The sequence below is a fragment of the Janthinobacterium sp. GW458P genome, from assembly GCF_002127585.1.
Classification (GTDB): Bacteria; Pseudomonadota; Gammaproteobacteria; order Burkholderiales; family Burkholderiaceae_D; genus Janthinobacterium.
Window position 1 is genome coordinate 45,645 of sequence record NZ_NEGZ01000011.1, and the last position, 21,518, is coordinate 67,162.

Sequence of the window (21,518 nt, forward strand, 5' to 3'; positions counted from 1 at the left end):
ATTACCGAAAAGTCAGTAATTGTGTTGGTACTCTGACTATTTTTTCGGTGCTTGCTCTGACGTCGAAATATGCGCCTACGCCCCTGAATAATGCGGCAACGCACCAAAATGGCGCGCATTATTTCCCGTTTTCGGACCTCCGGCAGCAAACATTGGCGATGCCGTGTATGCTTCGTCCCGTTTATCCATTATCACCTTACAAATTGCACGCTTTGTCGTGTAAGTCGTGGAGGGCAAATGATGGGTGAAGCATGTTGCCGTTTTAATCATGCGCCTGATACTGTTGCACTAATACAACGGATGTCGACTAGGCATGCGCTATGATGGAATGGTCAATCAGGCCAATGCATTGGTTGGCAAGGGGCACTGGCTCTATCGCGCAGTACGGTTGGCGATGGCCGGGATGCCTGAAAAAGCACTCGGCCTGGTACCGGAAGTAACATGTTGGAACTTGATGGAATGTGAAACGGTCGTTATAGTGCCGCTTCCGGTGCCTTTTGAGCACCGAACCGGCGCACGAAAATACGGTCGTTCTGCAGCCTTCAAGCTTATCGGTGCAATAGCGTGCCGATACCGATATGAATTGTTCCTCTGACCGGAACAGCAATGTGGCAGGTGGAGACCTTGCCCTCACTCATAAAAAGCGCTCTGTTAGAGCGCAGCTCGAGATGCATAGGCTGTATTACTTTTTGCTTCAAAATTAAAGGAAATCGCAATGAAAAAAACTCTGATCACCCTGGCAGTTCTGGCAGCAGCCACCGGCGTAGCCCAAGCTCAATCGAGCGTTGTCATCTACGGTACCGTTGACGCAGGTTTCGTCAGCGAGCGCGGCGGCGTTAACGGCAACGTTAACAAACTGGACAGCGGCGTTGCTTCGGCTTCCCGTCTGGGCTTCAAAGGCACCGAAGATCTGGGCAGCGGCCTGTCGGCTCTGTTCGTTCTGGAAGCTGGTTTCGGCGTTGACACCGGCTCGCAAGGTAAAAACGAAGCCCTGTTCGGTCGTCAATCGTACGTAGGTCTGAGCAGCAAAACGGCTGGTACCCTGACCCTGGGTCGTCAATACACCCCTTGGTACAACACCCTGTCGAAAGTTGCTGATCCATTCGCAGTGGGCTACGCTGGTTCCGCCAAGAACCTGTTCCCATCGAAAGCACTGACCCGCACCAGCAACACCGTGCTGTACACCTCGCCAAACTTCAACGGCTTTGACGCTGACGTGGCTTACACCTTCGGCGAAAAAGCTGAGTCGAACAAAATCGGCCGTCAAATCGGCGCGTCGGTTGGCTACTCGAACGGTCCTCTGAACGCACGTCTGGCTTACAACACCACCAGCAACGACACCGCAACCACCGAAGCTGGTAGCGCACGTAACTGGTTGGCTGCAGCTAACTACGACTTCGCAGTTGCTAAAGCTTACATCGCATACGGTTCCAATAAAGGTAACAACAGCGCTGTAGCTAACAACGCCAAGGAAAACGCTGACGGCACGTTCTCGACTGTCAACTCGTTCAACTACAACACGGCTGCTTACAGCAACGACAGCAACAACATCCTGGTTGGCGCAACCGTACCTGTCGGCCCAGCTGGCACCGTCATGGCTTCGTTCATCCGCACGAACGACAAAGCTTCCACGAACGCTGATGCTGATCAATGGGCAGTGGGCTACTCGTACGCTCTGTCGAAGCGCACCAGCACCTACGCTTCGTACGCTAAAATCAAGAACAAAAACGGCGCAGGCTACACCGTTGGTAACAACAGCAATGTTGGTACGGGCGACAAAGCCTTCAACGTTGGTGTTCGTCACTCGTTCTAATATTCGCGCAAGCGAAGCTTAGTACCGCTGCAGGCATCCCTTCGGGGATGTCTTTAAGCAAGAAAACGCGTCTCCAGGCTAGTCCTGGCGGCGCGTTTTTGCATGGGCGGCGCAGTTATAATGTTGCCGTCACTACAGTAAAGGAATGCCATGTATCCATACACATCGCCGCGCCTGGCCGCCATGCTGGCCGCCCTGGTGCTCGCCAGCGCCACGGGTGCCGCGTTTGCCGCGGCCAAGGGCAAGAAGCCGGCCGGACTCGAGCGCTACGGCGTGGCCGTCTACTCGGACCTGTGCCTGCAAAAGGACAGCGGCGAAATCGGCGGCCAGCGCGTGACCCTGCACCGCTTTGCCGAAGCCGATTCCGTCATCTATGAATTCACGGCCGGCGCCCTGAGCTGGCCCATCGTGGCCAACGACGTCAACCTGGACGCCGCCACGGGCGCCTTCGACTTCACCATTGCCGGCGCCGACGGCGAGGAACGTACCATCGTCGGCAAGTTTTCCAAAGACGGGCAAACCCTGACCCTGGAAGGCGATTACTGCGGCGGCAATGTGCGCATGCCGATGAAGCTGAGCCGCGTGCGCGATTTTGGCCGTCCATTGAAAAATTGCACGCCATGCCCGCCCATGCCGCAGGCACCGGCCGAGGCGGCGCCTGCCGAGCCGATGCAGGAGCACTCACCCACGCCCGCTGCTGCGTAATTTGTTGTCGCTTTGAAATAAAAAAGGCCCGGTATCGACCGGGCCTTGCCATTTTCAGCCTTGCAAGTGGCTTATGTTGCCGCTTGCGCCTTTTCCGCATGCGCGCGGATGGTGGCGAGTGTCGCGTTCGGCGTGATCAGGTTGCCGTCATAGCGCAGTTCGATCAGGGCCGGCAAGCTATGCGCCCTGGCGTGCGCCAGCGCCCGCTGCAGGGCTGGGGCGAACTCTTCTGTTGTATTCACCACTTCGCCATGCGCGCCATACGCTTGCGCCAGCGCCGCAAAGTCCGGGTTGTGCAGGGTCGTGCCCGAGACGCGGCCCGGATAGTCGCGTTCCTGGTGCATGCGGATGGTGCCGAACATCTGGTTATTGAAGACGATGATGACCACGCCCGCCTGGTATTGCACGGCCGTGGCCAGTTCCTGGCCATTCATCATGTATTCGCCGTCGCCGGCAAAGGTGATGACGGTGCGTTCCGGGTGCACGATCTTGGCCGCCACGCCGGACGGCACGCCATAGCCCATGGCGCCGTTCGTCGGCGCCAGTTGGGTGCGCATGCCGCCGTAGCGGTAGAAGCGGTGCGCCCACGAGGCGTAATTGCCGGCGCCGTTCGTCAGGATGGTATCCAGGGGCGCCTGCGCCATGATGTCCTGCGTTACTTGCCACAGGTCCAGCGGCGCCTTGCCGTCCTGGAAGATGGGCGGACGCTGCTGATAAGCGGCCAGCTCGGCCCTGGCTTCGGCCGGTGTATGTTTCCATGCGGAAGCGTCGACGGGGGGCATGGCGGCCAGCATGGCGCAGGCCTGCGGCATGCCGCTGTTGATCATCAGCTCGGCTTGGTAAACGCTGCCCAGTTCCTCAGCATCCGTATGGATGTGCACCAGGCGCTGGCGTGGCACGGGCGCGTCGAACAGGGTGTAGCCGCCCGTCGTCATTTCGCCCAGGCGCGGGCCGATGGCGATGACCAGGTCGGCATTTTTCACGCGCGCGGCCAGTTTCGGGTTGATGCCGATGCCGACGTCGCCGACGTAGTTCGGGTGGGCATTGTCGAGCAAATCCTGGAAGCGGAAGGCGCAGGCGACGGGCAAGTGATTCGCTTCGGCAAATTGTTGCAGGTCGGCGCAGGCCTGCGGCGTCCAGGTGGTGCCGCCCAGCAACACCAGCGGTTGCTGCGCGGCGGCCAGCATGGCGCGCAGCTGTTGCACTTGGGCATCGGATGGCGCCGCCTGCACGCTTTGGTAGGCGCGCGTGTCGGCCACCGTGGCCAGGGAGATAAGCATGTCTTCCGGCAAGGCCAGCACGACCGGGCCGGGGCGGCCGCTGGTGGCCACCTGGAAGGCGCGCGCCAGGTATTCGGGGATGCGCTCGGCGCGGTCGATCTGCGCCACCCACTTGGCCATCTGGCCGTACATGCGGCGGTAGTCGATTTCCTGGAATGCTTCGCGGTCGATGAAATCATTGCCCACCTGGCCGATGAACAGGATCATCGGGGTCGAATCCTGGTAGGCCGTGTGCACGCCGATCGATGCGTTGGTGGCGCCTGGTCCGCGCGTGACGAAGCAGATGCCGGGCTTGCCCGTCAGCTTGCCGTAGGCTTCGGCCATGAAGGCGGCGCCGCCCTCCTGGCGGTTGATGATGAAGCGGATGCCTGAATCGTGCAGGGCGTCGAGCACGTCGAGGTAGCTCTCGCCGGGCACGCCAAAGGCGGTGTCGACACCGTGGATGTGCAGGGCATCGACCAGGATCTGGCCGCCGGTACGGGGTTGTTGCGTCATGTTCGGCTCTTTATATTCTAGTGGGGTGGCAAAGAAAATCGGGCAAGCGAAGCGCATGCGCTGGGTATGCAGGCAGCTTGCGCCATTCTATGTGAGCCGATTTGGCCCGGCTTTTGAAATGGCGACACCGAATTACACAATCCCCCGGCGCGCGAGCGCCGGCGAGCCGCAGCCGTCCCGGGAGCGGCATTTTTGCAGAAACATGCTGCGGCGCGGTACAATGGCGGGTGAAGCAGGCCAGACAGTCGCTGGCCGGCGCAGCAATGCGCTGGCGGGAGGAAGGTCCGGACTCCATAGAGCGGGGTGACGGTTAACGGCCGTCCGTCGAAAGCCGACCCGGCGTACTTGTATGCCGGGGGAGTATAAGGCGAGGAATAGGGCCACAGAGACGAGCGTATTAAGTTACGGTGAAACGCGGTAACCTCCACCTGGTGCAATTTCAAATAGGCACGCGATGATGCTGCTCGCGGAGCGTGCGGGTAGAAAGCTTGAGCGCCCGAGTAATCTGGCGCCTAGAGGAATGACTGTCATAGCGCCAACCTGCAAGGGAAGGCGCCGTAACAAAATCCGGCCTACCGGCCTGCTTCACTTGAATTCTTTGCCCTCCGGCATGCCTGGGGGTGTTCGGCGGCGGTGCTGTTCGCATCGCCGGCACGACCCAAAAGCCCCCGCAAAGGGGCTTTTTTTGTTTCTGAAAGTGCAACGATCAAGATAAAGTTGTATATACAACTAAGATGGACAATTGGTTAAAATTTCTCATTTACAATTAATTGCTGCGTTGCAAAAATAGTTTTCCTGCGTCAGGTCAGCCCCGGAAAACAGAGCCGATACGCGCCATGGGTGATGATTTTTTGCTTTAAACCAAGTCTTTTGCTGTGACTGATTGCTGTTGTGTCTGGATGACGAAAGTATTGTCATGTGTCAACTAACTGTAAAAAATTCAATTTTCTGATTTCGTTTTTTTCGATGTTTACGGTAGGAAAACACATGTGTGCAGATGAGGTACCACATTCACTATCTTTCATAAGTATCTAATTTATCGATATATTTTTATTTGAGACTCCTTCAACGATATGCGCTAAGTCCTTAATTTCATTAATAAAATTCCTGTTTTGCCAATCGGAAACCGCTTGACCACTATCTTTGCTTACTCTAAAGTGGGCAACTGTGTGAAAAAGTGTATTTTTGTGGGAAATTTTCCCTCCCGGCGTGACGCCAAGGCGTCGCAACCCCAGCTCAAAAAGGTCTTCCGTGTTTCAAGGCGCGTCCGCAATCAATCTCGATGCCAAAGGCAGGATGTCTATCCCTGCCAAGCACCGTGACGCGCTGGCGATCCAATGCGAAGGCCGCTTGACTCTGACCAAACACCCTGATGGTTGCCTGCTGTTTTTCCCCCGTCCCGTGTGGGAAAGCCACCGCCAGCAAATCGCCACCTGGCCCATGTCGGCGCGCGCATGGCAGCGCATCTTCCTCGGCAACGCCTGCGACGTCGAGCTGGATTCGGCTGGCCGCGTGCTGATCTCTCCTGAATTGCGCAACGCCGTCGGGCTGTCGCGCGAAGTGATGATGATCGGCATGGGCAGCCACTTTGAAATATGGGATGCCGCCAAACTGGCCGAACAAGAACAGCAGGCGATCGATGCCGGCACCCCCGATGTACTTTCCAATTTTTCTTTCTAAGGCTCCGTAATGACACAACTCACGGTGCCGGAATTTCAGCATCGCACGGTGCTGCTCGATGAAGCGGTCGATGCGCTCGACCTGACGGGCGAGCGCGCGCACGGCATTTACGTCGACGGCACGTTTGGCCGCGGCGGCCATAGCCGCCTGATCCTCTCGCGCCTGGCGCTTGACGCGCGTCTGATCGGCTTCGACAAGGATTTGCAGGCCATCGCCACGGCCGAACAGATCGGCGACCCTCGCTTTGAAATCGTCCATGACAGTTTCGCCACCATGACGGCCAGCCTGGCCGCGCGCGGCGTGCAGCAGGTGGACGGCATCCTGCTCGACCTGGGCATCTCTTCGCCGCAGGTCGACGATGCGGCGCGCGGTTTCAGCTTCCGCAACGACGGACCGCTGGACATGCGCATGGATACCACGCGCGGCATTTCCGCGGCCGAGTGGCTGGCCGTGGAAACCGAGCAGAATTTAGAAAAGGTGATACGCGATTATGGGGAAGAACGGTTTGCTTTTCAGATTGCAAAGGCGATTGTTGCTGGCCGGGCAGTCCAGCCAATTTCAAGCACACGACAGCTTGCCGGCATCGTGGCAGGCGCCGTCAAGACCCGCGAGAAGGGTAAGGACCCCGCTACCCGCACCTTTCAGGCCATACGCATTTTCATTAACAAAGAGCTCGAGGACCTCGAGATCGGTCTGAACCAGGCATATGCCTGCCTGGCGCCCGGCGCGCGCATGGCCGTGATCAGTTTTCATTCGCTGGAAGACCGCATGGTCAAGCGCTTCTTCGCCTCGAAGGCGAACGTGGAGCAGCCTGACCGCCGCCTGCCGATCCGCGCGGTCGATTTGCCGCAGCCGGAAATGAAGCTGATTTCGAAAATGAAGCCGTCCGACGCCGAAATCGAGGCTAATCCCCGTGCGCGTTCGGCCGTGATGCGCGTGGCGCAGCGCCTGCCGCTGGCCGCCCCTGCAAATGGCGGCGCCCGATGACTGGCAAGCTGTGTGTCGTGCTGTCGGCCCTGCTGGTGTGCTGCGGCCTGTCCCTGGTGAACGCGCAGTACCAGTCGCGCCACCTGCTGATCGACCTGGAACGCGCGCAAGCGCTGTCGCGCCAGCTCGACATCGACTGGGCGCAGCTGCAGCTGGACCAGTCCACGCTGGGCAAGCATGAACGCATCGAAGCGATCGCACGGCGCGACCTGAGCATGACGCCGCTGACGGCGGCACGCACGCAATACCTGACGGAGGGCGAATAATGAAGTTGGGCGGTAACAGCAATGGCCGGGTGGCGGCGTCGAAGGGCGTGCCATTCTCGAAGAATCCCGTACTGGCAGTGCGTCTGCCCGTCTGGCGTTCGCGCGTCGTGCTGTTCCTGCTGTTCTTCGCTTTCGCCGGCCTGGGTGCGCGCGCCCTGTGGCTGCAGGGCGTGTCGACGCAGTTTTTGCAAAAGCAGGGCAAGGCGCGCTATGAGCGCACGCTGGAACTGCCGGCCACGCGCGGCAAGATCACCGACCGCAATGGCCAGGTGCTCGCTTCGTCCGTCCCTGTGAAAGCCATCTGGGCCATTCCCGACGACGTGCTGCAGGCGTCGCCCGAGAAAATCAATGCGCTGGCCGGCCTGCTGGAAATGAACGTCAACGAATTGCGCAAGAAGCTCGATTCGGACCGCAGCTTCGTGTACCTGAAACGCCAGGTCGAGATGGATGTAGCCGACAAGATTTCCAAGCTGGGCATCGACGGCATCGACGAGCGCAAGGAATACAAACGCTTTTATCCACAGGGCGAAGTGATGACCCACGTGGTGGGCTTTACCAACGTGGAAGACGTGGGCCAGGAAAGCATGGAACTGGCGCAGCAGAAAACCCTTGTCGGCACCACCGGCAGCCGCCGCGTGATCAAGGACCGCCTGGGCCACATCGTCGAAGACATCGGCTTCATCCACGAACCGCACGACGGCAAGGACCTGACCCTGTCCGTCGACAGCAAGATCCAGTACATCGCCTTCACGCAGCTGAAGGAAGCGGTGGAAAAATTCAACGCCAAGGCCGGCGGCGCCGTGGTGCTCGACGTGCACACGGGTGAGGTGCTGGCCCTGGCCAATTACCCCAGCTACGACCCGAACGACCGCCGCAAGCTCACGGGCCAGCAGCTGCGCAACCGCGTCATGACCGATACTTTTGAGCCCGGTTCGACCCTGAAACCGATTACGGTCTCGCTGGCGCTCGACACGGGCAGGGTCAAGCCGACCACCCTGATCKACACGGGACCGGGCCGCTACACCATCGCCGACCGCACGATTACGGACACCAAACCGCACGGCGTGATCAATGTCTCCGAGATCATCGAAATGTCGTCGAACATCGGCACGTCGAAAATCGCGCTGGGCATGCCGTCGCAGGAAATGTGGGAAATGTTTACCAAAGTGGGCTTCGGCCAGCAGCCGAAATGGGGCTTCCCCGGCGCCGTGGCGGGCCGCGTGCGTCCATATAAATCGTGGCGCCCGGTGGAGCAGGCGACCATGAGCTACGGTAACGGCATTTCCGTGTCGCTGATCCAGCTGGCGCGTTCTTATATGATGTTTGCGCGCGACGGCGACACGATTCCCCTGTCGTTCCAGAAGGTCAATGAACTGCCCGTGGGCCAGCAGGTGATCAAGCCGAAGACGGCCGCCGACATGCGCGCCATGCTCGAACTGGTGGTCTCCGGCGCGCACGGCTCGGCCAAGCGCGCCCAGGTCGCCGGCTACCGCGTGGGCGGCAAGACGGGTACCGCCTACAAGGTGGAAAACGGCCGTTACGCGATGCCGCGCAAATACATCGGCTCTTTCGTGGGCATGGTGCCGATGTCGGCGCCGCGCTTCATCATTGCCGTGATGATTGATGAACCTACCGGCCCGGCACACTATGGCGGCCAGGTTGCCGCTCCCGCTTTCGCGGCGATTGCGACCAACGCGCTGCGCGCGATGAACGTACCGCCCGATTCCTCCGTTACCGAAATCGTGGTCCCGGCCAATGCCGGTCCGGAGGCCATGTGAAGTCACTCATGACCATACAAGACATCAGTTTGTGGATCAAAACGGCTGCCCCGTCCGGGCAGCTGACGTCCGATTCGCGCCGCGTGCAGCGCGGCGACGTGTTTTTCGCCTACGCGGGCGCCACGCATTTCATCGGCGCCGCCGTTGAGCAGGGCGCCGCGGCCATCGTGTTTGACGATACGGGCTTTTCCTGGGACGCTGCCTGGACCGTGCCGCACCTGGCCGTGACCGGCTTGAAGCACCTGGCCGGCCCTGTTGCGCATGCGTTCTATGACCTGCCCGACAGCGCCATGTTCAGCGCCGGGGTGACGGGCACGAATGGCAAGACTTCCTGCGCGCTGTGGCTGGCGCAGGCGCTGGCGCGCCTCGGCAAGACCTCGTCCGTCATCGGTACCCTGGGCGTGGGCCTGTGCAAGCCGCGCGGCGCGATCGAATTCGACGTGACTGGCTACACCACGCCGGACGCCGTGCTGCTGGCGCGAAAACTCGCCGTCATGCGCGACGCCGGCGCGCAAGCCGTCGCCATCGAGGTGTCGTCGATCGGCCTGGACCAGGAACGCGCGGCCGGCATGCATTTCGACGTGGCGATGTTTACCAACCTGACGCGCGACCACCTCGATTACCACGGCGACATGGCGGCCTACAAGGCGGCGAAAGTCAAACTGTTTGACTGGCCGGGCCTGAAAACGGCCGTTATCAACCTGGACGACGCCATGGGCTTGCGCCTGGCGCGCCACGTGGAGGGCAAGCTGGCCGGCGAATTCCCGGTCATCGGCTATACCTTGCAGGATGCGCTGGCTTTGCCTGACCTGCCTGGCGTGCTGATGCTGCGCGCGAGCCAGTTCCGCAGCCGCAATGCCGGCACCGACTTCCACCTGGAATGCCCGCTGGGCGTGGCCTTGGTGAAGACGCAGCTGGTCGGCCATTTCAATATCAGCAATGCGCTGGCCGTGCTGGGCGCCCTCCTGGCGCACGGCACGGGCCTGCGCGCGGCCATCGACGGCATCGAATCCTTGCAGCCGGCCCCGGGCCGCATGCAGCAGGTGGGCGGCCAGGAAGCGCCGATGGTCGTCATCGATTACGCGCACACGCCGGACGCGCTGGAAAAAACCTTGGCCGCCTTGCGCCAGGTGGCGCAGGAACGGGGCGGCCAGCTGTGGTGCGTGTTCGGCTGCGGCGGCGACCGCGATCCGGGAAAGCGTCCGCAGATGGGCGCCATCGCGCAATTGGCCGACCACGTGCTCGTCACCAGCGACAATCCGCGCAGCGAAGACCCGCACGCCATCATCGCGCAGATCGTCGCCGGCATGCGTGCCGATGGCCCGCAGCCGCAGGCCATCGAAGACCGCGCCGCCGCCATCCTGTCGGCCATCAAGCACGCGGCCAAGCCGGACGTGATCCTGTTGGCGGGCAAGGGCCATGAGCCGTATCAGGAAATCAAGGGCAAGAAACTGCCGTTCTCCGACGCCGACCATGCGCAGCTGGCGCTGTCCGCGCGCCTGACCATGATGAGGACGAACTGATGCGCGGCACCCTGACAGAACTGATGCAGGTGCTGCACGGTGCGCAGCTGACGGGCGACGCCGTTTTTGACGGCGTCTCCACCGACAGCCGCAGCGCCCCAGCCGGTTCCCTGTTCGTCGCCCTGCGCGGCGAGAGTTTCGACGCCCACGATTTCCTCGAGCAGGTGGCTGCCAGCGGCGTCGCCGCCGTAGTGGTCGAGCGCCTGCCTGAAGGCTGGGACAGCGCCGAGGTGCCAGCCATCGTGGTGCCCGATACCCTGGCCGCGCTGGGCCGCATCGCCAATTTCTGGCGCGGCCGTTTCAGCCTACCCGTCATCGGCGTCACCGGCAGCAATGGCAAGACTACCGTCAAGGAAATGATTTCCTCGATCCTGGCGGCGGCCTTTGGCGAAGAGGGCCGTTTGGCCACGCGCGGCAACCTGAATAACGAAATCGGCGTGCCATTGACCCTGTTCCGCCTGAGCGAGCAGCACAAGGCGGCCGTCATCGAGATGGGCATGAATCATCCTGGCGAAATCGCGCGCCTGGCGGCGATTGCCGCGCCGACCCTGGCGATGGTCAACAACGCGCAGCGCGAGCATCAGGAATTCATGCATACGGTGGAAGCGGTGGCGCGCGAGAACGGCGCAGCGCTGGCGGCCCTGGCCGATGACGGCGTGGCCGTCTTCCCGTATGGCGATGAATTTACGGCGCTGTGGCGCGAGTTGGCCGGCGCGCGCGCCGTCATCACTTTCGGCCTGTCGAAAGAGGCGGACGTCAGCTGCACGCACCGCGCAGCCGAGGATTTTGGCAGCGACATGTTCGTCAGCGTGCGCGCGCAGGACGGCGGCTTGTGCCAGTTCCTTGTGGGCTTGCAGGCGGCAGGCGAACACAATGTGCGCAATGCGCTGGCTGCGGCGGCATGCGCCGTGGGCACCGGCATTTCCATCGAACATATCAAGCAGGGCCTGGAGACGTTCGCTCCCGTGAACGGCCGCCTGCAGAAAAAACGTGCCGCCAACGGCGCCACCATCATCGACGACACGTATAACGCCAATCCGGATTCGGTGCGCGCTGCCATCGACGTGCTGGCGCAGGCCGCGGCACCGCGCATCCTGGTGCTGGGCGAGATGGGCGAAGTCGGCACGCAGGGGCAGCAGTTCCACGAAGAGATCGGCGCCTACGCCGCCGCCAAAGGCATTGAGTACGTGCTGGCGACGGGCGGCCTGGCGCGCCATCTGGTGAATGCGGCGCAGGCAGCCGCCAGCCAGGAATCAGGCACGGTCGTGGAGTATTTTGAACAGTTCGACGGTTTGCTGGCGGCGCTCGATGCGCGTCTGTCCGGCCGTTCGGATGCAACAGTATTAATCAAGGGCTCCCGCTTCATGAAGATGGAACGGGCCGTGCAGCATTTGATTGGTTCAAACAACAAAAACAAGGAAGCTCACTAATCATGCTGCTCTGGCTCGCTCATTATTTCCAGGACGACATTGGCCCACTGCGGGTCTTTAACTTCATCACATTCCGCGCCGTCTTTGCCACCCTGACGGCGATCCTGATTGGCCTGTGTGCCGGTCCCGCCGTGATCCGCATGCTCACGCGCATGAAGGTCGGCCAGGCCGTGCGTACGGATGGCCCGCAAACGCACCTGAAAAAGCACGGCACGCCCACCATGGGCGGTGTGCTGATCCTGATCGCCATCGGCATTTCCACCTTGCTGTGGGCCGACCTGTCGAACCGCTTCATCTGGCCGGTCTTGATCGTCACCCTGGGCTTTGGCGCCGTCGGCTGGGCCGACGACTACCGCAAGGTGGTGCACCAGGATCCGGAAGGCATGCGCTCGCGCGAAAAATACTTCTGGCAGTCGCTGATCGGCATCGTCGCCGCGTTTTACCTGGCGTTTTCCGTCTCCGTCTCGGAACCGGACGCGGGCCACGTGTGGAATCTGATCTACGCCTGGGTGCAGTCCGGATTTGCCATGGACCTGCCACCCAAGGCCGACCTGATCGTCCCGTTCTTCAAGACCATCAGCTATCCGCTGGGCGTGTGGGGCTTCATTGCGCTGACCTATTGCGTCATCGTCGGCACCAGTAACGCCGTCAACTTCACGGACGGTCTCGATGGCCTGGCCATCATGCCGACCGTGATGGTGGGGACGGCGCTGGGCCTGTTCGCCTACCTGACGGGCAACGCCACGTATGCGCGCTACCTGTTCATCCCGCACATCCCTGGCGCCGGCGAACTGGTGATCTTCTGCGGCGCGCTGGCCGGTTCCGGCCTGGCCTTCCTCTGGTATAACACACACCCTGCGAAAGTGTTCATGGGCGACGTGGGCGCGCTGGCACTGGGCGGCGCACTGGGCACCATCGCTGTCATCGTGCGTCAGGAAATCGTCCTGTTCATCATGGGCGGCATCTTCGTCGTCGAAACGCTGTCCGTGATCATCCAGGTCGTCTGGTTCAAGTACACCAAGAAGCGCTATGGCGCTGGCCGCCGCGTCTTCCTGATGGCGCCATTGCATCACCATTTTGAACAAAAAGGCTGGAAGGAGACGCAGGTTGTCGTGCGTTTCTGGATCATCACCATGATGCTGGTGCTGCTCGGCCTGACCACCTTGAAGCTGCGCTGATGATGTACGACGCTAAAACCGCACTGGTACTGGGCCTCGGCGAATCGGGGCTGGCGATGGCCTTGTGGCTGGCCCGCAGCGGTGCTGCCGTACGCGTGGCCGATACGCGCGAGGCGCCTGAACGCCTGGCCGCGCTGCAGGCCGCCGTGCCGCAGGCGCAGTTCATCGCCGGCGCGTTCACGGCCGACCTGCTTGATGGCGTCGATTTCGTCGCCGTCAGCCCTGGCCTGGCGCCGGGCCGCGAACTGGCGCAGATTGCGCCTGCCGCTGCTGAAAAGAGTATCCCTGTGTGGGGCGAGATCGAACTGTTCGCGCAGGCCCTGGCCGCGCTCAAGGCTGAACGCGGTTATGCGCCGAAAGTCATCGCCATCACGGGCACGAATGGCAAGACGACTGTGACCAGCCTGGTGGGGCTGCTGTGCGAGCGCGCGGGCCTGGCCACGCGCGTGGCCGGCAATATCAGTCCGGCCGCGCTGGACGTGCTGCGCGAAGTGCTCGATGCCGAGCCTGCGCCGCAACCTGTCGCAGAAGCAGACGCCGAAGGCGAGGCAGCGGCGGAATCCGTCGTCAGTACCCTGCCGCAGGCGTGGATCCTCGAGCTGTCCAGCTTCCAGCTGCATACGACGTTCAGCCTGCAGGCCGATGCGGCCACGGTCTTGAACCTGTCGCAGGACCACCTGGACTGGCATGGCGACATGGTTGCCTATGCCGCTGACAAAGCGCGCATCTTCGGCGACCAGACCGTACGCATCCTGAACCGCGACGATGCGGCCGTGATGCGCATGGCCGATCCGCTGACCGAAACGATTACCTTCGGCACGGGCGAGCCGGCGGAAGCCGACAGCTTTGGCCTGGTCAATGAACGGGGCATCTTCTGGCTGGCGCAAGCGGTGCCCAGCGAAGAAGTGATCGAGAAAAAACGTAGAAAGAACGACCCGGCGCCGGAACCGGTGCCGACGATGGCGAAAAAACTGATGCCGGCTGATGCGCTGAAAATCCGTGGCCAGCACAATGCTTCGAATGCGCTGGCGGCGCTGGCCCTGTGCCGGGCTATTGGCCTGCCATTCGCTCCGCTGCTGCACGGCCTGCGCGAATACCAGGGCGAGCCGCACAGGGTGGAGCTGATCACGGCCGTGAATGAAGTCGAATACTACGACGACAGCAAGGGCACGAACGTGGGCGCCACCGTGGCGGCCTTGTTTGGGCTGGGCAAAGCCTTTGGCGGCGCGGAGCAGCGCCTGGTGCTGATCGCAGGCGGCGACGGCAAGGGCCAGGATTTCTCGCCGCTGGCTGAACCGGTCTCGCGCTACGTGCGTGCCGTGATGCTGATCGGGCGCGACGCGCCAGCCTTGCGCGCGGCGCTCGAGCCGGCCGGCGTGGATATCATCGATTGCGCTACCTTGCCGGAAGCCGTACAGCGTGCCAGCAGCCTGGCGCTGGCCGGTGATTGCGTGCTGCTGTCGCCCGCATGTGCCAGTCTGGACATGTTCAAGAACTATGCGCACCGCGCGCAGGTGTTTGTCGACGCCGTGCGCGATATCGCCCTGGAAAACGGACAGGATATCTGATGGCCTTTCAACTGCCCTTCAGCTTCGGTTCCGGCTCGGCTGTCAAGCCGCTGGATGGCCGCGCGCGGCAGTCGAAGATGATGGAGTACGACCAGCCGCTGGTGTGGGTGGTCCTGCTGCTCATGCTGTTGGGCATGGTGATGGTGTATTCGGCGTCGATTTCGCTGTCCGATGCGCGTAAATTTGCCGCCTATACGAACAATTATTTTGTCGTGCGCCAGGCGTTGTTCATCGGCGTGTCGGTCATTGCCGGCGCGCTGGTGTTCCGCATCCGCATCGCCACCTGGCAGAAGATGGCGCCGTGGCTGTTCATCGGCACCCTGGTGCTGCTGGTGATGGTGCTGATACCGGGTCTGGGCGTATCTGTCAACGGCGGCCGCCGCTGGCTGAACTTGCCTGGCCTGCGCCCGCAGCCGTCCGAGCTGATGAAAGTGGTGATGGTGCTGTACGCGGCCGACTACACGGTGCGCAAGCAGGAATACATGCACAAGCTGACCAAGGGCTTCATGCCGATGGCGCTGGCCGTCAGTTTTGTCGGCTTGCTGCTGCTGATGGAGCCCGACCTGGGGGCTTTCGGCGTGATCGTCTGCATCGCCATGGGCATTCTGTTCCTGGGCGGCGTCAACGCCATCTGGTTCGGCGGCATCGGCGCCATGCTGACGGCGATCTTTGTCACCATCATCGCCTTGTCTAAATTCCGCCGCGAGCGGTTTTTTGCGTATCTCGATCCTTGGCAGGAAGACAATGCGCTGAACAAGGCCTATCAGCTGACGCACTCGCTGATCGCCTTCGGCCGTGGTGAGCTGTTTGGCGTGGGTCTGGGCGGCAGCGTGGAAAAACTGCATTACCTGCCCGAAGCGCATACGGACTTTTTGCTGGCCGTGATCGGCGAGGAGCTGGGCCTGGTGGGCGTCTTGGTTGTGATCGGCATGTTCTACTGGATTATCAAGCGGGCGTTCGACATCGGCCGCCAGGCGATCGCCATCGACCAAACCTTTGCCGGGCTGACGGCGAAGGGCATCGCCATCTGGATCGGCGTGCAGACCTTCATCAACATGGGCGTGAACCTGGGCCTGCTGCCGACCAAGGGCCTGACTTTGCCTTTGATGAGTTATGGCGGCACGGGCGTACTGATTAATTGTATCGGCCTGGCGATTTTGCTGCGCATCGACTACGAAAACCGGATCCTGATGCGCGGAGGCCGGCTATGAACAACGCGACGAACTTGAAAACGAATAAACGACTGATGATCATGGCGGCCGGCACCGGCGGCCATATTTTCCCTGGCCTGGCGATTGCGCAGACGATGCGCGCGCGCGGCTGGGAAGTGAGCTGGCTGGGCACGACCCATGGCATGGAGCAGGAACTGGTGCCGAAAAGCGGCATTCCCATGGATGCCATTGCATTCTCCGGCATGCGCGGGAAGGGCCTGGGGCACACCATCCAGGGCGGCTTCAGGATGCTGGCCAGCTTCTTTGCCATCCGTCGTTTCATCGCCAGCCGCAAGCCGGACGTGGTGATGGGCATGGGCGGCTACGTCACCGTGCCGGGCGGCCTGATGGCGCGCCTGAAGGGCGTGCCGCTGGTGCTGGTCAATGCCGACGCGGCGCTGCTGTTGTCGAACAAGACCCTGGTGCCGCTGGCGCAGCAGGTGTGCTTCGGCTTTCCCGCCGATTTCGGCAGTGCCGCCGGCAAGGCCGTTGTCACGGGCAATCCCGTGCGCGCAGAGATACTGGCCATGGCGCCGCCGGCGCCCCGTTTCGCGGGCCGCAGCGGCCCGTTGCGCGTCCTGGTGGTGGGCGGCAGCCTGGGCGCAAAAGCACTGAATGACAATCTGCCCGCCGCGCTGGCGCTGATGCCGGAGGGCGAACGTCCGCTGGTGACGCACCAGTCGGGCAAGAAGAATATCGACGCCCTGCACGCCGCGTATGCGCAGGCGGGCGTGCAGGCCAACGTGGTCGACTTCATCGACGACATGGCCAGGGCGTATACCGAGGCCGACCTGGTGATTTGCCGCGCAGGCGCGATCACCCTGTCGGAATTGACGGCGGCTGGTGTGGCCAGCGTGCTCGTGCCGCTGGTGGCGTCGACCACCAGCCACCAGCGCGACAACGCGCAATGGATGGAAAAACAAGGTGCGGCGATTCATCTGCCGCAGACGGAAATGAGTGCGGCGTCGCTGAGTGCACTGCTGGCATCGCTGAGTCGCGATACCTGCCAGCAGATGGCGCAGGCGGCACTGGCAGCAGGCAAGCGCGACGCCAATGAGGCGATCGCACACGTATTGGAAAAATTGGCATGAGGTTAGCTCTGTGAAGCATAAAGTAAACAATATCCACTTTGTCGGCATTGGCGGCAGCGGCATGAGCGGCATCGCCGAAGTGCTGGTCAACCTCGGCTACAAGGTGTCGGGCTCCGACCTGGGCAGCAATGCGGCGACGCAGCGCCTGGCGAGCCTGGGCGCGACCGTCATGCTCGGCCACGCGGCCGAGAACATCGGCGATGCCGATGCGGTAGTCACGTCTGGCGCCGTCCCGCAAGACAATCCGGAAGTGGCGGCCGCGCGCGCGCGCAAGATTCCGCTGGTGCCGCGCGCCGTGATGCTCGGTGAGTTGATGCGTTTGAAACGCGGCATCGCCATCGCCGGCACGCACGGCAAGACGACCACCACCAGCCTGGTCGCTTCCGTGCTGGCGCAGGGAGGTCTCGACCCGACTTTCGTCATCGGTGGACGCCTGACCAGCGCCGGAGCGAACGCCAAGCTCGGTTCTGGCGACTACCTGGTAGCCGAAGCCGACGAATCGGATGCCTCGTTCCTGAATCTGACCCCGATGATCGAAGTGATCACGAACATCGACGCCGACCACATGGACACCTACGAGCACGATTTCGAAAAGCTCAAGCAGGCCTTCGTGCAGTTCACGCACCGCTTGCCGTTCTATGGCCGTGCCATGCTGTGCATCGATGATCCGCACGTGCGCGCCATCATCCCGTTCGTGACCAAGCCCGTCACCACCTACGGTTTTGCGGAAGATGCGCAAGTGCGCGCCATCAACGCGCGCGCCGTGGGCCTGGAAATGCATTTCACGGTGCTGCAGGAAGGCTATCCCGACCTCGACGTGGTGCTGAACCAGCCCGGCATGCACAATGTGCAGAATGCCTGCTCGGCGATCGCCATCGCGCGCGAAATCGGTATTGCCGACAGCGCCACGCAGCAGGGCCTGGCCGAGTTTTCCGGCGTGGGCCGGCGTTTTACGCGCTACGGCGATGTGGCGTTGCCGAACGGCGGCAGCTTCGCTCTGGTGGACGATTTCGGCCACCATCCGGTGGAGACGGAAGTGACCCTGGCCGCCGCGCGCGCTGCCTATCCTGGCCGCCGCCTGGTGCTGGCTTTCCAGCCGCACCGCTACAGCCGCACGCGCGACCTGTTCGAGGATTTCGTCAAGGTGCTCGGTGCGCCCGACGTACTGCTCTTGTCCGAAGTGTATGCGGCGGGCGAGGCGCCTATCGTCGCCGCCGACGGCCGCGCACTGGCGCATGCGCTGCGCGCGCGGGGCAAGATCGAACCGATTTTCGTCGAGTCCATGACCGACATGGCCGATACCATCATGAGTGTGGCGCGCGATGGCGACGTCGTGCTGACCATGGGCGCGGGCTCGATCAGCGGCATACCGCAACAACTGACAACGTATCAATCCAACACTGTAAAGGCCTGACGTGAACCAAGCTTCAGCTATCGACGTAAAACAATTGGGCAAGGTCGGCGTCCTGTTCGGCGGCCGCTCGGCCGAGCGCGAAGTGTCGCTGATGTCCGGTGCAGGCGTTCTGGCCGCACTGAAAAGCCATGGCGTGGATGCGCATGGCTTCGACACGGGCGAACGCAGCCTGGCCGAACTGGCCGCAGAAAAATTTGACCGCGTCTTCATCGCGCTGCACGGCCGCTTCGGCGAAGACGGCAGTCTGCAGGGCGCATTGGAACAGTTGGGCATTCCCTACACAGGCAGCGGCGTGATGGCCTGTTCGGTCGGCATGGACAAGGTTTACACCAAGATGATCTGGCTGATGCACCAGCTGCCGACGCCGAAGTATGCGGTGCTGGACGACAGCTCCGACCTGGCCAAGGTCGCCGCGGAACTGGGCTTGCCACTGATCGTCAAGCCGCCGCACGAAGGTTCAAGCATCGGTATCACGACCGTCAACGAGGCATCGGACTTCCAGGCCGCCTACGATATCGCTGCCGGCCTGGATGATTCGGTGCTGGCCGAGGAGTTCATCAAGGGCCGCGAATTCACCGTCGCGATCCTGGGCAAAGGCGCCACGGCGCGCGCGCTGCCGCCGATCGAAATCGTCGCTCCGCAAGGCAATTACGACTATCAGAACAAGTACTTCACGGACGATACGCAGTATTTCTGCCCGCCGCAGCTGGACCAGGCGATCGTGGCCGAGATGGAACGCATCGCTCTGGAAGCTTACCGCGCCCTCGGCTGCGAAGGCTGGGGACGTGTGGATGTGCTGATGCGCGCGGCCGACAGCAAGCTGTTCCTGCTGGAGGTGAATACCTCGCCGGGCATGACGGGGCACTCGCTCGTACCGATGGCGGCGCGCGCGGAAGGCACCAGCTATGAAGACCTGTGTCTGGAAATCGTTTCCGGCGCAAGCCTGAAAATGCACAAGGGACAGCGCTGATATGTGGCATGACGCTAAAAGCCTCAATACGACTGCCAACGGCTTGCTGGCCGCGGTACTGGTCGTGTGCGTGGCCGCCGGCGTCTGGTGGGTGTCGCAACGTCCCATGTTCGACCTGCGCACGATCAAGGTGGAAAGCGCGGACGACAAGGGCCTGCGCCATGTGAATTACCTGACACTGCGCAGCGGCACGCAGGGCCGCATCAAGGGAAATTTTTTCACGACCAACCTGGAAAGCGTGCGCGGCGTGTTTGAATCGGTGCCCTGGGTGCGCCGCGCCAGTGTGCGCCGCGAGTGGCCGAACCAGCTGATCGTGGCGCTGGAAGAACACGAGGCGCTGGGTACCTGGGGCGAGGATGGACGCCTGCTGTCGGTCAAGGGCGACGTGTTTACGGCCAATGTGGCCGAAGCTGAAGACGACCATGAATTGCCTGCTTTCGCCGGCCCCGATGGCAGCGAGAAGGAAGTGCTGGCCACCTACGTGCAGCTGGCAAAGTGGTTTGCGCCGTTGAAGATGGTGCCGGAAACCCTGTCGCTGTCGAGCCGCTATGCGTGGACGGTGAAACTGGATAACGGCATGAGCGTGGCGCTGGGACGCGAGCAGAATCATACGACACTGAAGGCGCGGGTCGAGCGGCTGGTGGGCATCTACCCGCAACTGGCGAGCCGGCTGGAAAATATCGACACGATCGATATGCGCTATCAGAATGGCCTGGCGCTCAGCTCCGCCGGCCTGGTAATACCGGCCGAAGGCAAGGATGGCAGGCCGGCGCCAGCGATCAGGAAGAAAAATGGCAGTCCGATTAAAAAACCGACTTGACCGAATCATCAATTAATCAATTAATAGCCCAAAAAACTAGGCGAAAGAAATGACAAAAGACGCGAAAAACCTGATCGTCGGCCTCGACATCGGCACCTCGAAAGTGGTGGCGGTGGTAGCCGAAGTGATGTCCGACGGGCGCCACGAAGTGATCGGGCTGGGCCAGCACGAATCGAAGGGCCTGAAAAAAGGCGTGGTGGTCAATATCGAGGCCACGGTTGAGTCCATCCAGCGCGCGCTGGAAGAGGCCGAGCTGATGGCCGACTGCAAGATCCGCAATGTGTACGCGGGCATTGCGGGCAGCCATATCCGCAGCTTCAATTCCAGCGGCATGGTGGCCATCAAGGACAAGGAAGTAACGGCGACCGACGTGGCGCGCGTCATCGAGACGGCAAAAGCGGTTAACATTCCGACCGATCAGCAATTGCTGCACACGGTGCCGCAAGAGTTTATCGTCGATAGCCAGGAAGATGTGCGCGAGCCTATCGGCATGAGCGGCATTCGCCTGGAGGTGAAGGTGCATATCGTCACCGGTGCCGTGTCGGCGGTGCAGAACATCGTCAAGTGCGTGCGCCGCTGCGGCCTGGAAGTGTCGGACCTGATCCTGCAGCCGATGGCGTCCGCCGATGCGGTGCTCACCCCCGACGAGAAGGAACTGGGCGTGGTGCTGATCGATATCGGCGGCGGCACGACCGATGTGGCGGTATTTTYCGATGGCGCGATCCGCCATACGGCAGTCATTCCCATCGCCGGCGACCAGATCACCAACGACATCGCCATGGCCTTGCGCACCCCGACCGCGGAAGCGGAAGAAATCAAGATCCGCTATGGCGTGGCCAAGCAGGTCCTGGCCGATCCTGGCGAATCGCTGGAAGTGCCGGGCCTGGGCGACCGCGGACCGCGCAACCTGTCGCGCCAGGCGCTGGCGGCAGTGATCGAGCCACGCGTCGAAGAGCTGTTCGCCATGGTGCACCAGGTGGTGCGCGAATCCGGTTACGAAGGCGTGCTGTCATCGGGCATCGTGCTCACGGGCGGCACCTCCATCATGCCCGGCATGGTGGAAATGGCGGAAGACATCTTCCTGAAACCGGCGCGCCTGGGCACGCCAGAGTATCGGGGCCAGCTGGCCGACGTGGTGCGCAGTCCGCGCTATGCCACGGTATTGGGTCTGCTGCTGGAAGCGAAGAAGCAATACCTGCGCGGCCATATCGTGACGCGTCAGGACGGTTCGGTGAAGGCAGTCTGGCAGCGCATGAAAGAATGGTTTTTGGGAAATTTTTAAGGGCGTACTTCAGGCCCGGCAGGTCAG

The 21,518-nt window shown here is 61.9% G+C and carries 18 protein-coding genes and 1 other RNA gene; 18 read left to right on the forward strand and 1 reads right to left on the reverse strand.

Features of this window, described 5'->3' with window-relative positions; all coding sequences use genetic code 11:
• Positions 1-313: 313 nt before the first annotated feature.
• The 3 genes from CBW50_RS28770 to CBW50_RS09500 all read left to right on the forward strand — a co-directional run bounded on the left by CBW50_RS28770 (position 314) and on the right by CBW50_RS09500 (position 2,518).
• On the forward strand, positions 314-595 hold the full coding sequence (locus tag CBW50_RS28770; RefSeq protein WP_139842456.1) for a hypothetical protein: 282 nt from the start codon (positions 314-316) through the stop codon (positions 593-595).
• A gap of 120 nt (positions 596-715) precedes the next feature.
• On the forward strand, positions 716-1,813 hold the full coding sequence (locus CBW50_RS09495; RefSeq protein WP_086145302.1) for a porin: 1,098 nt from the start codon (positions 716-718) through the stop codon (positions 1,811-1,813).
• A gap of 150 nt (positions 1,814-1,963) precedes the next feature.
• Positions 1,964-2,518 (forward strand): hypothetical protein, encoded by a 555-nt coding sequence (locus CBW50_RS09500; RefSeq protein ID WP_086145303.1) that lies wholly within the window; start codon positions 1,964-1,966, stop codon positions 2,516-2,518.
• 71 nt (positions 2,519-2,589) lie between these two features.
• On the opposite strand, the gene CBW50_RS09505 is transcribed toward CBW50_RS09500, so the two are convergent.
• A complete protein-coding gene (locus CBW50_RS09505) occupies positions 2,590-4,293 on the reverse strand; it encodes a thiamine pyrophosphate-binding protein (protein WP_086145304.1) in 1,704 nt (567 codons plus the stop codon).
• A 229-nt stretch (positions 4,294-4,522) separates the two neighbouring features.
• Between CBW50_RS09505 and rnpB the strand changes: the two genes are divergently transcribed.
• From rnpB to ftsA, 15 genes are all read left to right on the forward strand, one after another.
• An RNA gene (gene rnpB / locus CBW50_RS09510) (RNase P RNA component class A) lies at positions 4,523-4,884 on the forward strand.
• A gap of 660 nt (positions 4,885-5,544) precedes the next feature.
• Positions 5,545-5,973 (forward strand): division/cell wall cluster transcriptional repressor MraZ, encoded by a 429-nt coding sequence (mraZ, locus tag CBW50_RS09515; protein ID WP_086145305.1) that lies wholly within the window; start codon positions 5,545-5,547, stop codon positions 5,971-5,973.
• A 9-nt stretch (positions 5,974-5,982) separates the two neighbouring features.
• Complete coding sequence (gene rsmH / locus CBW50_RS09520; protein ID WP_086145306.1) at positions 5,983-6,960, forward strand: 16S rRNA (cytosine(1402)-N(4))-methyltransferase RsmH; 978 nt, start codon at positions 5,983-5,985, stop codon at positions 6,958-6,960.
• Positions 6,957-7,226, forward strand: a complete 270-nt coding sequence (gene ftsL / locus CBW50_RS09525; protein ID WP_010394930.1) for a cell division protein FtsL — start codon at positions 6,957-6,959, stop codon at positions 7,224-7,226. The genes rsmH and ftsL overlap by 4 nt, the downstream gene beginning before the upstream one ends.
• Positions 7,226-9,004: a penicillin-binding protein 2 gene (locus CBW50_RS09530; RefSeq protein ID WP_086145307.1), complete on the forward strand. Its 1,779-nt coding sequence runs from the start codon at positions 7,226-7,228 to the stop codon at positions 9,002-9,004. The genes ftsL and CBW50_RS09530 overlap by 1 nt, the downstream gene beginning before the upstream one ends.
• A gap of 8 nt (positions 9,005-9,012) precedes the next feature.
• Positions 9,013-10,527, forward strand: coding sequence for a UDP-N-acetylmuramoyl-L-alanyl-D-glutamate--2,6-diaminopimelate ligase (locus CBW50_RS09535; protein WP_086145308.1), 1,515 nt, complete (start codon positions 9,013-9,015; stop codon positions 10,525-10,527).
• Positions 10,527-11,957, forward strand: coding sequence for a UDP-N-acetylmuramoyl-tripeptide--D-alanyl-D-alanine ligase (gene murF, locus CBW50_RS09540; protein WP_086145309.1), 1,431 nt, complete (start codon positions 10,527-10,529; stop codon positions 11,955-11,957). The genes CBW50_RS09535 and murF overlap by 1 nt, the downstream gene beginning before the upstream one ends.
• A gap of 2 nt (positions 11,958-11,959) precedes the next feature.
• A complete protein-coding gene (gene mraY, locus CBW50_RS09545) occupies positions 11,960-13,135 on the forward strand; it encodes a phospho-N-acetylmuramoyl-pentapeptide-transferase (RefSeq protein ID WP_034748886.1) in 1,176 nt (391 codons plus the stop codon).
• Positions 13,135-14,703: a UDP-N-acetylmuramoyl-L-alanine--D-glutamate ligase gene (gene murD / locus CBW50_RS09550; RefSeq protein ID WP_086145310.1), complete on the forward strand. Its 1,569-nt coding sequence runs from the start codon at positions 13,135-13,137 to the stop codon at positions 14,701-14,703. The genes mraY and murD overlap by 1 nt, the downstream gene beginning before the upstream one ends.
• Entirely contained in the window at positions 14,703-15,914 is a 1,212-nt protein-coding gene (gene ftsW / locus CBW50_RS09555; RefSeq protein WP_086145311.1) for a putative lipid II flippase FtsW, read from the forward strand. Before murD ends, ftsW begins: the two co-directional genes overlap by 1 nt.
• Positions 15,911-17,005 (forward strand): undecaprenyldiphospho-muramoylpentapeptide beta-N-acetylglucosaminyltransferase, encoded by a 1,095-nt coding sequence (murG, locus tag CBW50_RS09560; protein ID WP_086145312.1) that lies wholly within the window; start codon positions 15,911-15,913, stop codon positions 17,003-17,005. The genes ftsW and murG overlap by 4 nt, the downstream gene beginning before the upstream one ends.
• Before the next feature lie 10 nt (positions 17,006-17,015).
• Positions 17,016-18,419: a UDP-N-acetylmuramate--L-alanine ligase gene (gene murC / locus CBW50_RS09565; protein WP_086145313.1), complete on the forward strand. Its 1,404-nt coding sequence runs from the start codon at positions 17,016-17,018 to the stop codon at positions 18,417-18,419.
• Position 18,420: 1 nt separating this feature from the next.
• The gene (locus CBW50_RS09570) at positions 18,421-19,389 is read left to right on the forward strand and encodes a D-alanine--D-alanine ligase (protein ID WP_086145314.1); all 969 of its coding nucleotides are present in this window, start codon (positions 18,421-18,423) and stop codon (positions 19,387-19,389) included.
• A 1-nt stretch (position 19,390) separates the two neighbouring features.
• Positions 19,391-20,209: a cell division protein FtsQ/DivIB gene (locus CBW50_RS09575; protein WP_086145315.1), complete on the forward strand. Its 819-nt coding sequence runs from the start codon at positions 19,391-19,393 to the stop codon at positions 20,207-20,209.
• A 49-nt stretch (positions 20,210-20,258) separates the two neighbouring features.
• Positions 20,259-21,491, forward strand: a complete 1,233-nt coding sequence (gene ftsA / locus CBW50_RS09580) for a cell division protein FtsA (RefSeq protein WP_086145316.1) — start codon at positions 20,259-20,261, stop codon at positions 21,489-21,491.
• Positions 21,492-21,518 lie beyond the last annotated feature (27 nt).

What these genes read in the sequence shown, in the direction of transcription:
- CBW50_RS09535 (WP_086145308.1), top strand. Translation starts at nt 9,013, where the DNA reads ATGACCATACAAGACATCAGTTTGTGGATCAAAACGGCTGCCCCGTCC.
- CBW50_RS09495 (WP_086145302.1), top strand. Translation starts at nt 716, where the DNA reads ATGAAAAAAACTCTGATCACCCTGGCAGTTCTGGCAGCAGCCACCGGC.
- rsmH (WP_086145306.1), top strand. Translation starts at nt 5,983, where the DNA reads ATGACACAACTCACGGTGCCGGAATTTCAGCATCGCACGGTGCTGCTC.
- murG (WP_086145312.1), top strand. Translation starts at nt 15,911, where the DNA reads ATGAACAACGCGACGAACTTGAAAACGAATAAACGACTGATGATCATG.
- ftsL (WP_010394930.1), top strand. Translation starts at nt 6,957, where the DNA reads ATGACTGGCAAGCTGTGTGTCGTGCTGTCGGCCCTGCTGGTGTGCTGC.
- CBW50_RS28770 (WP_139842456.1), top strand. Translation starts at nt 314, where the DNA reads ATGCGCTATGATGGAATGGTCAATCAGGCCAATGCATTGGTTGGCAAG.
- CBW50_RS09500 (WP_086145303.1), top strand. Translation starts at nt 1,964, where the DNA reads ATGTATCCATACACATCGCCGCGCCTGGCCGCCATGCTGGCCGCCCTG.
- CBW50_RS09505 (WP_086145304.1), bottom strand. Translation starts at nt 4,293, where the DNA reads ATGACGCAACAACCCCGTACCGGCGGCCAGATCCTGGTCGATGCCCTG.
- murF (WP_086145309.1), top strand. Translation starts at nt 10,527, where the DNA reads ATGCGCGGCACCCTGACAGAACTGATGCAGGTGCTGCACGGTGCGCAG.
- ftsW (WP_086145311.1), top strand. Translation starts at nt 14,703, where the DNA reads ATGGCCTTTCAACTGCCCTTCAGCTTCGGTTCCGGCTCGGCTGTCAAG.
- mraY (WP_034748886.1), top strand. Translation starts at nt 11,960, where the DNA reads ATGCTGCTCTGGCTCGCTCATTATTTCCAGGACGACATTGGCCCACTG.
- CBW50_RS09575 (WP_086145315.1), top strand. Translation starts at nt 19,391, where the DNA reads ATGTGGCATGACGCTAAAAGCCTCAATACGACTGCCAACGGCTTGCTG.
- murD (WP_086145310.1), top strand. Translation starts at nt 13,135, where the DNA reads ATGATGTACGACGCTAAAACCGCACTGGTACTGGGCCTCGGCGAATCG.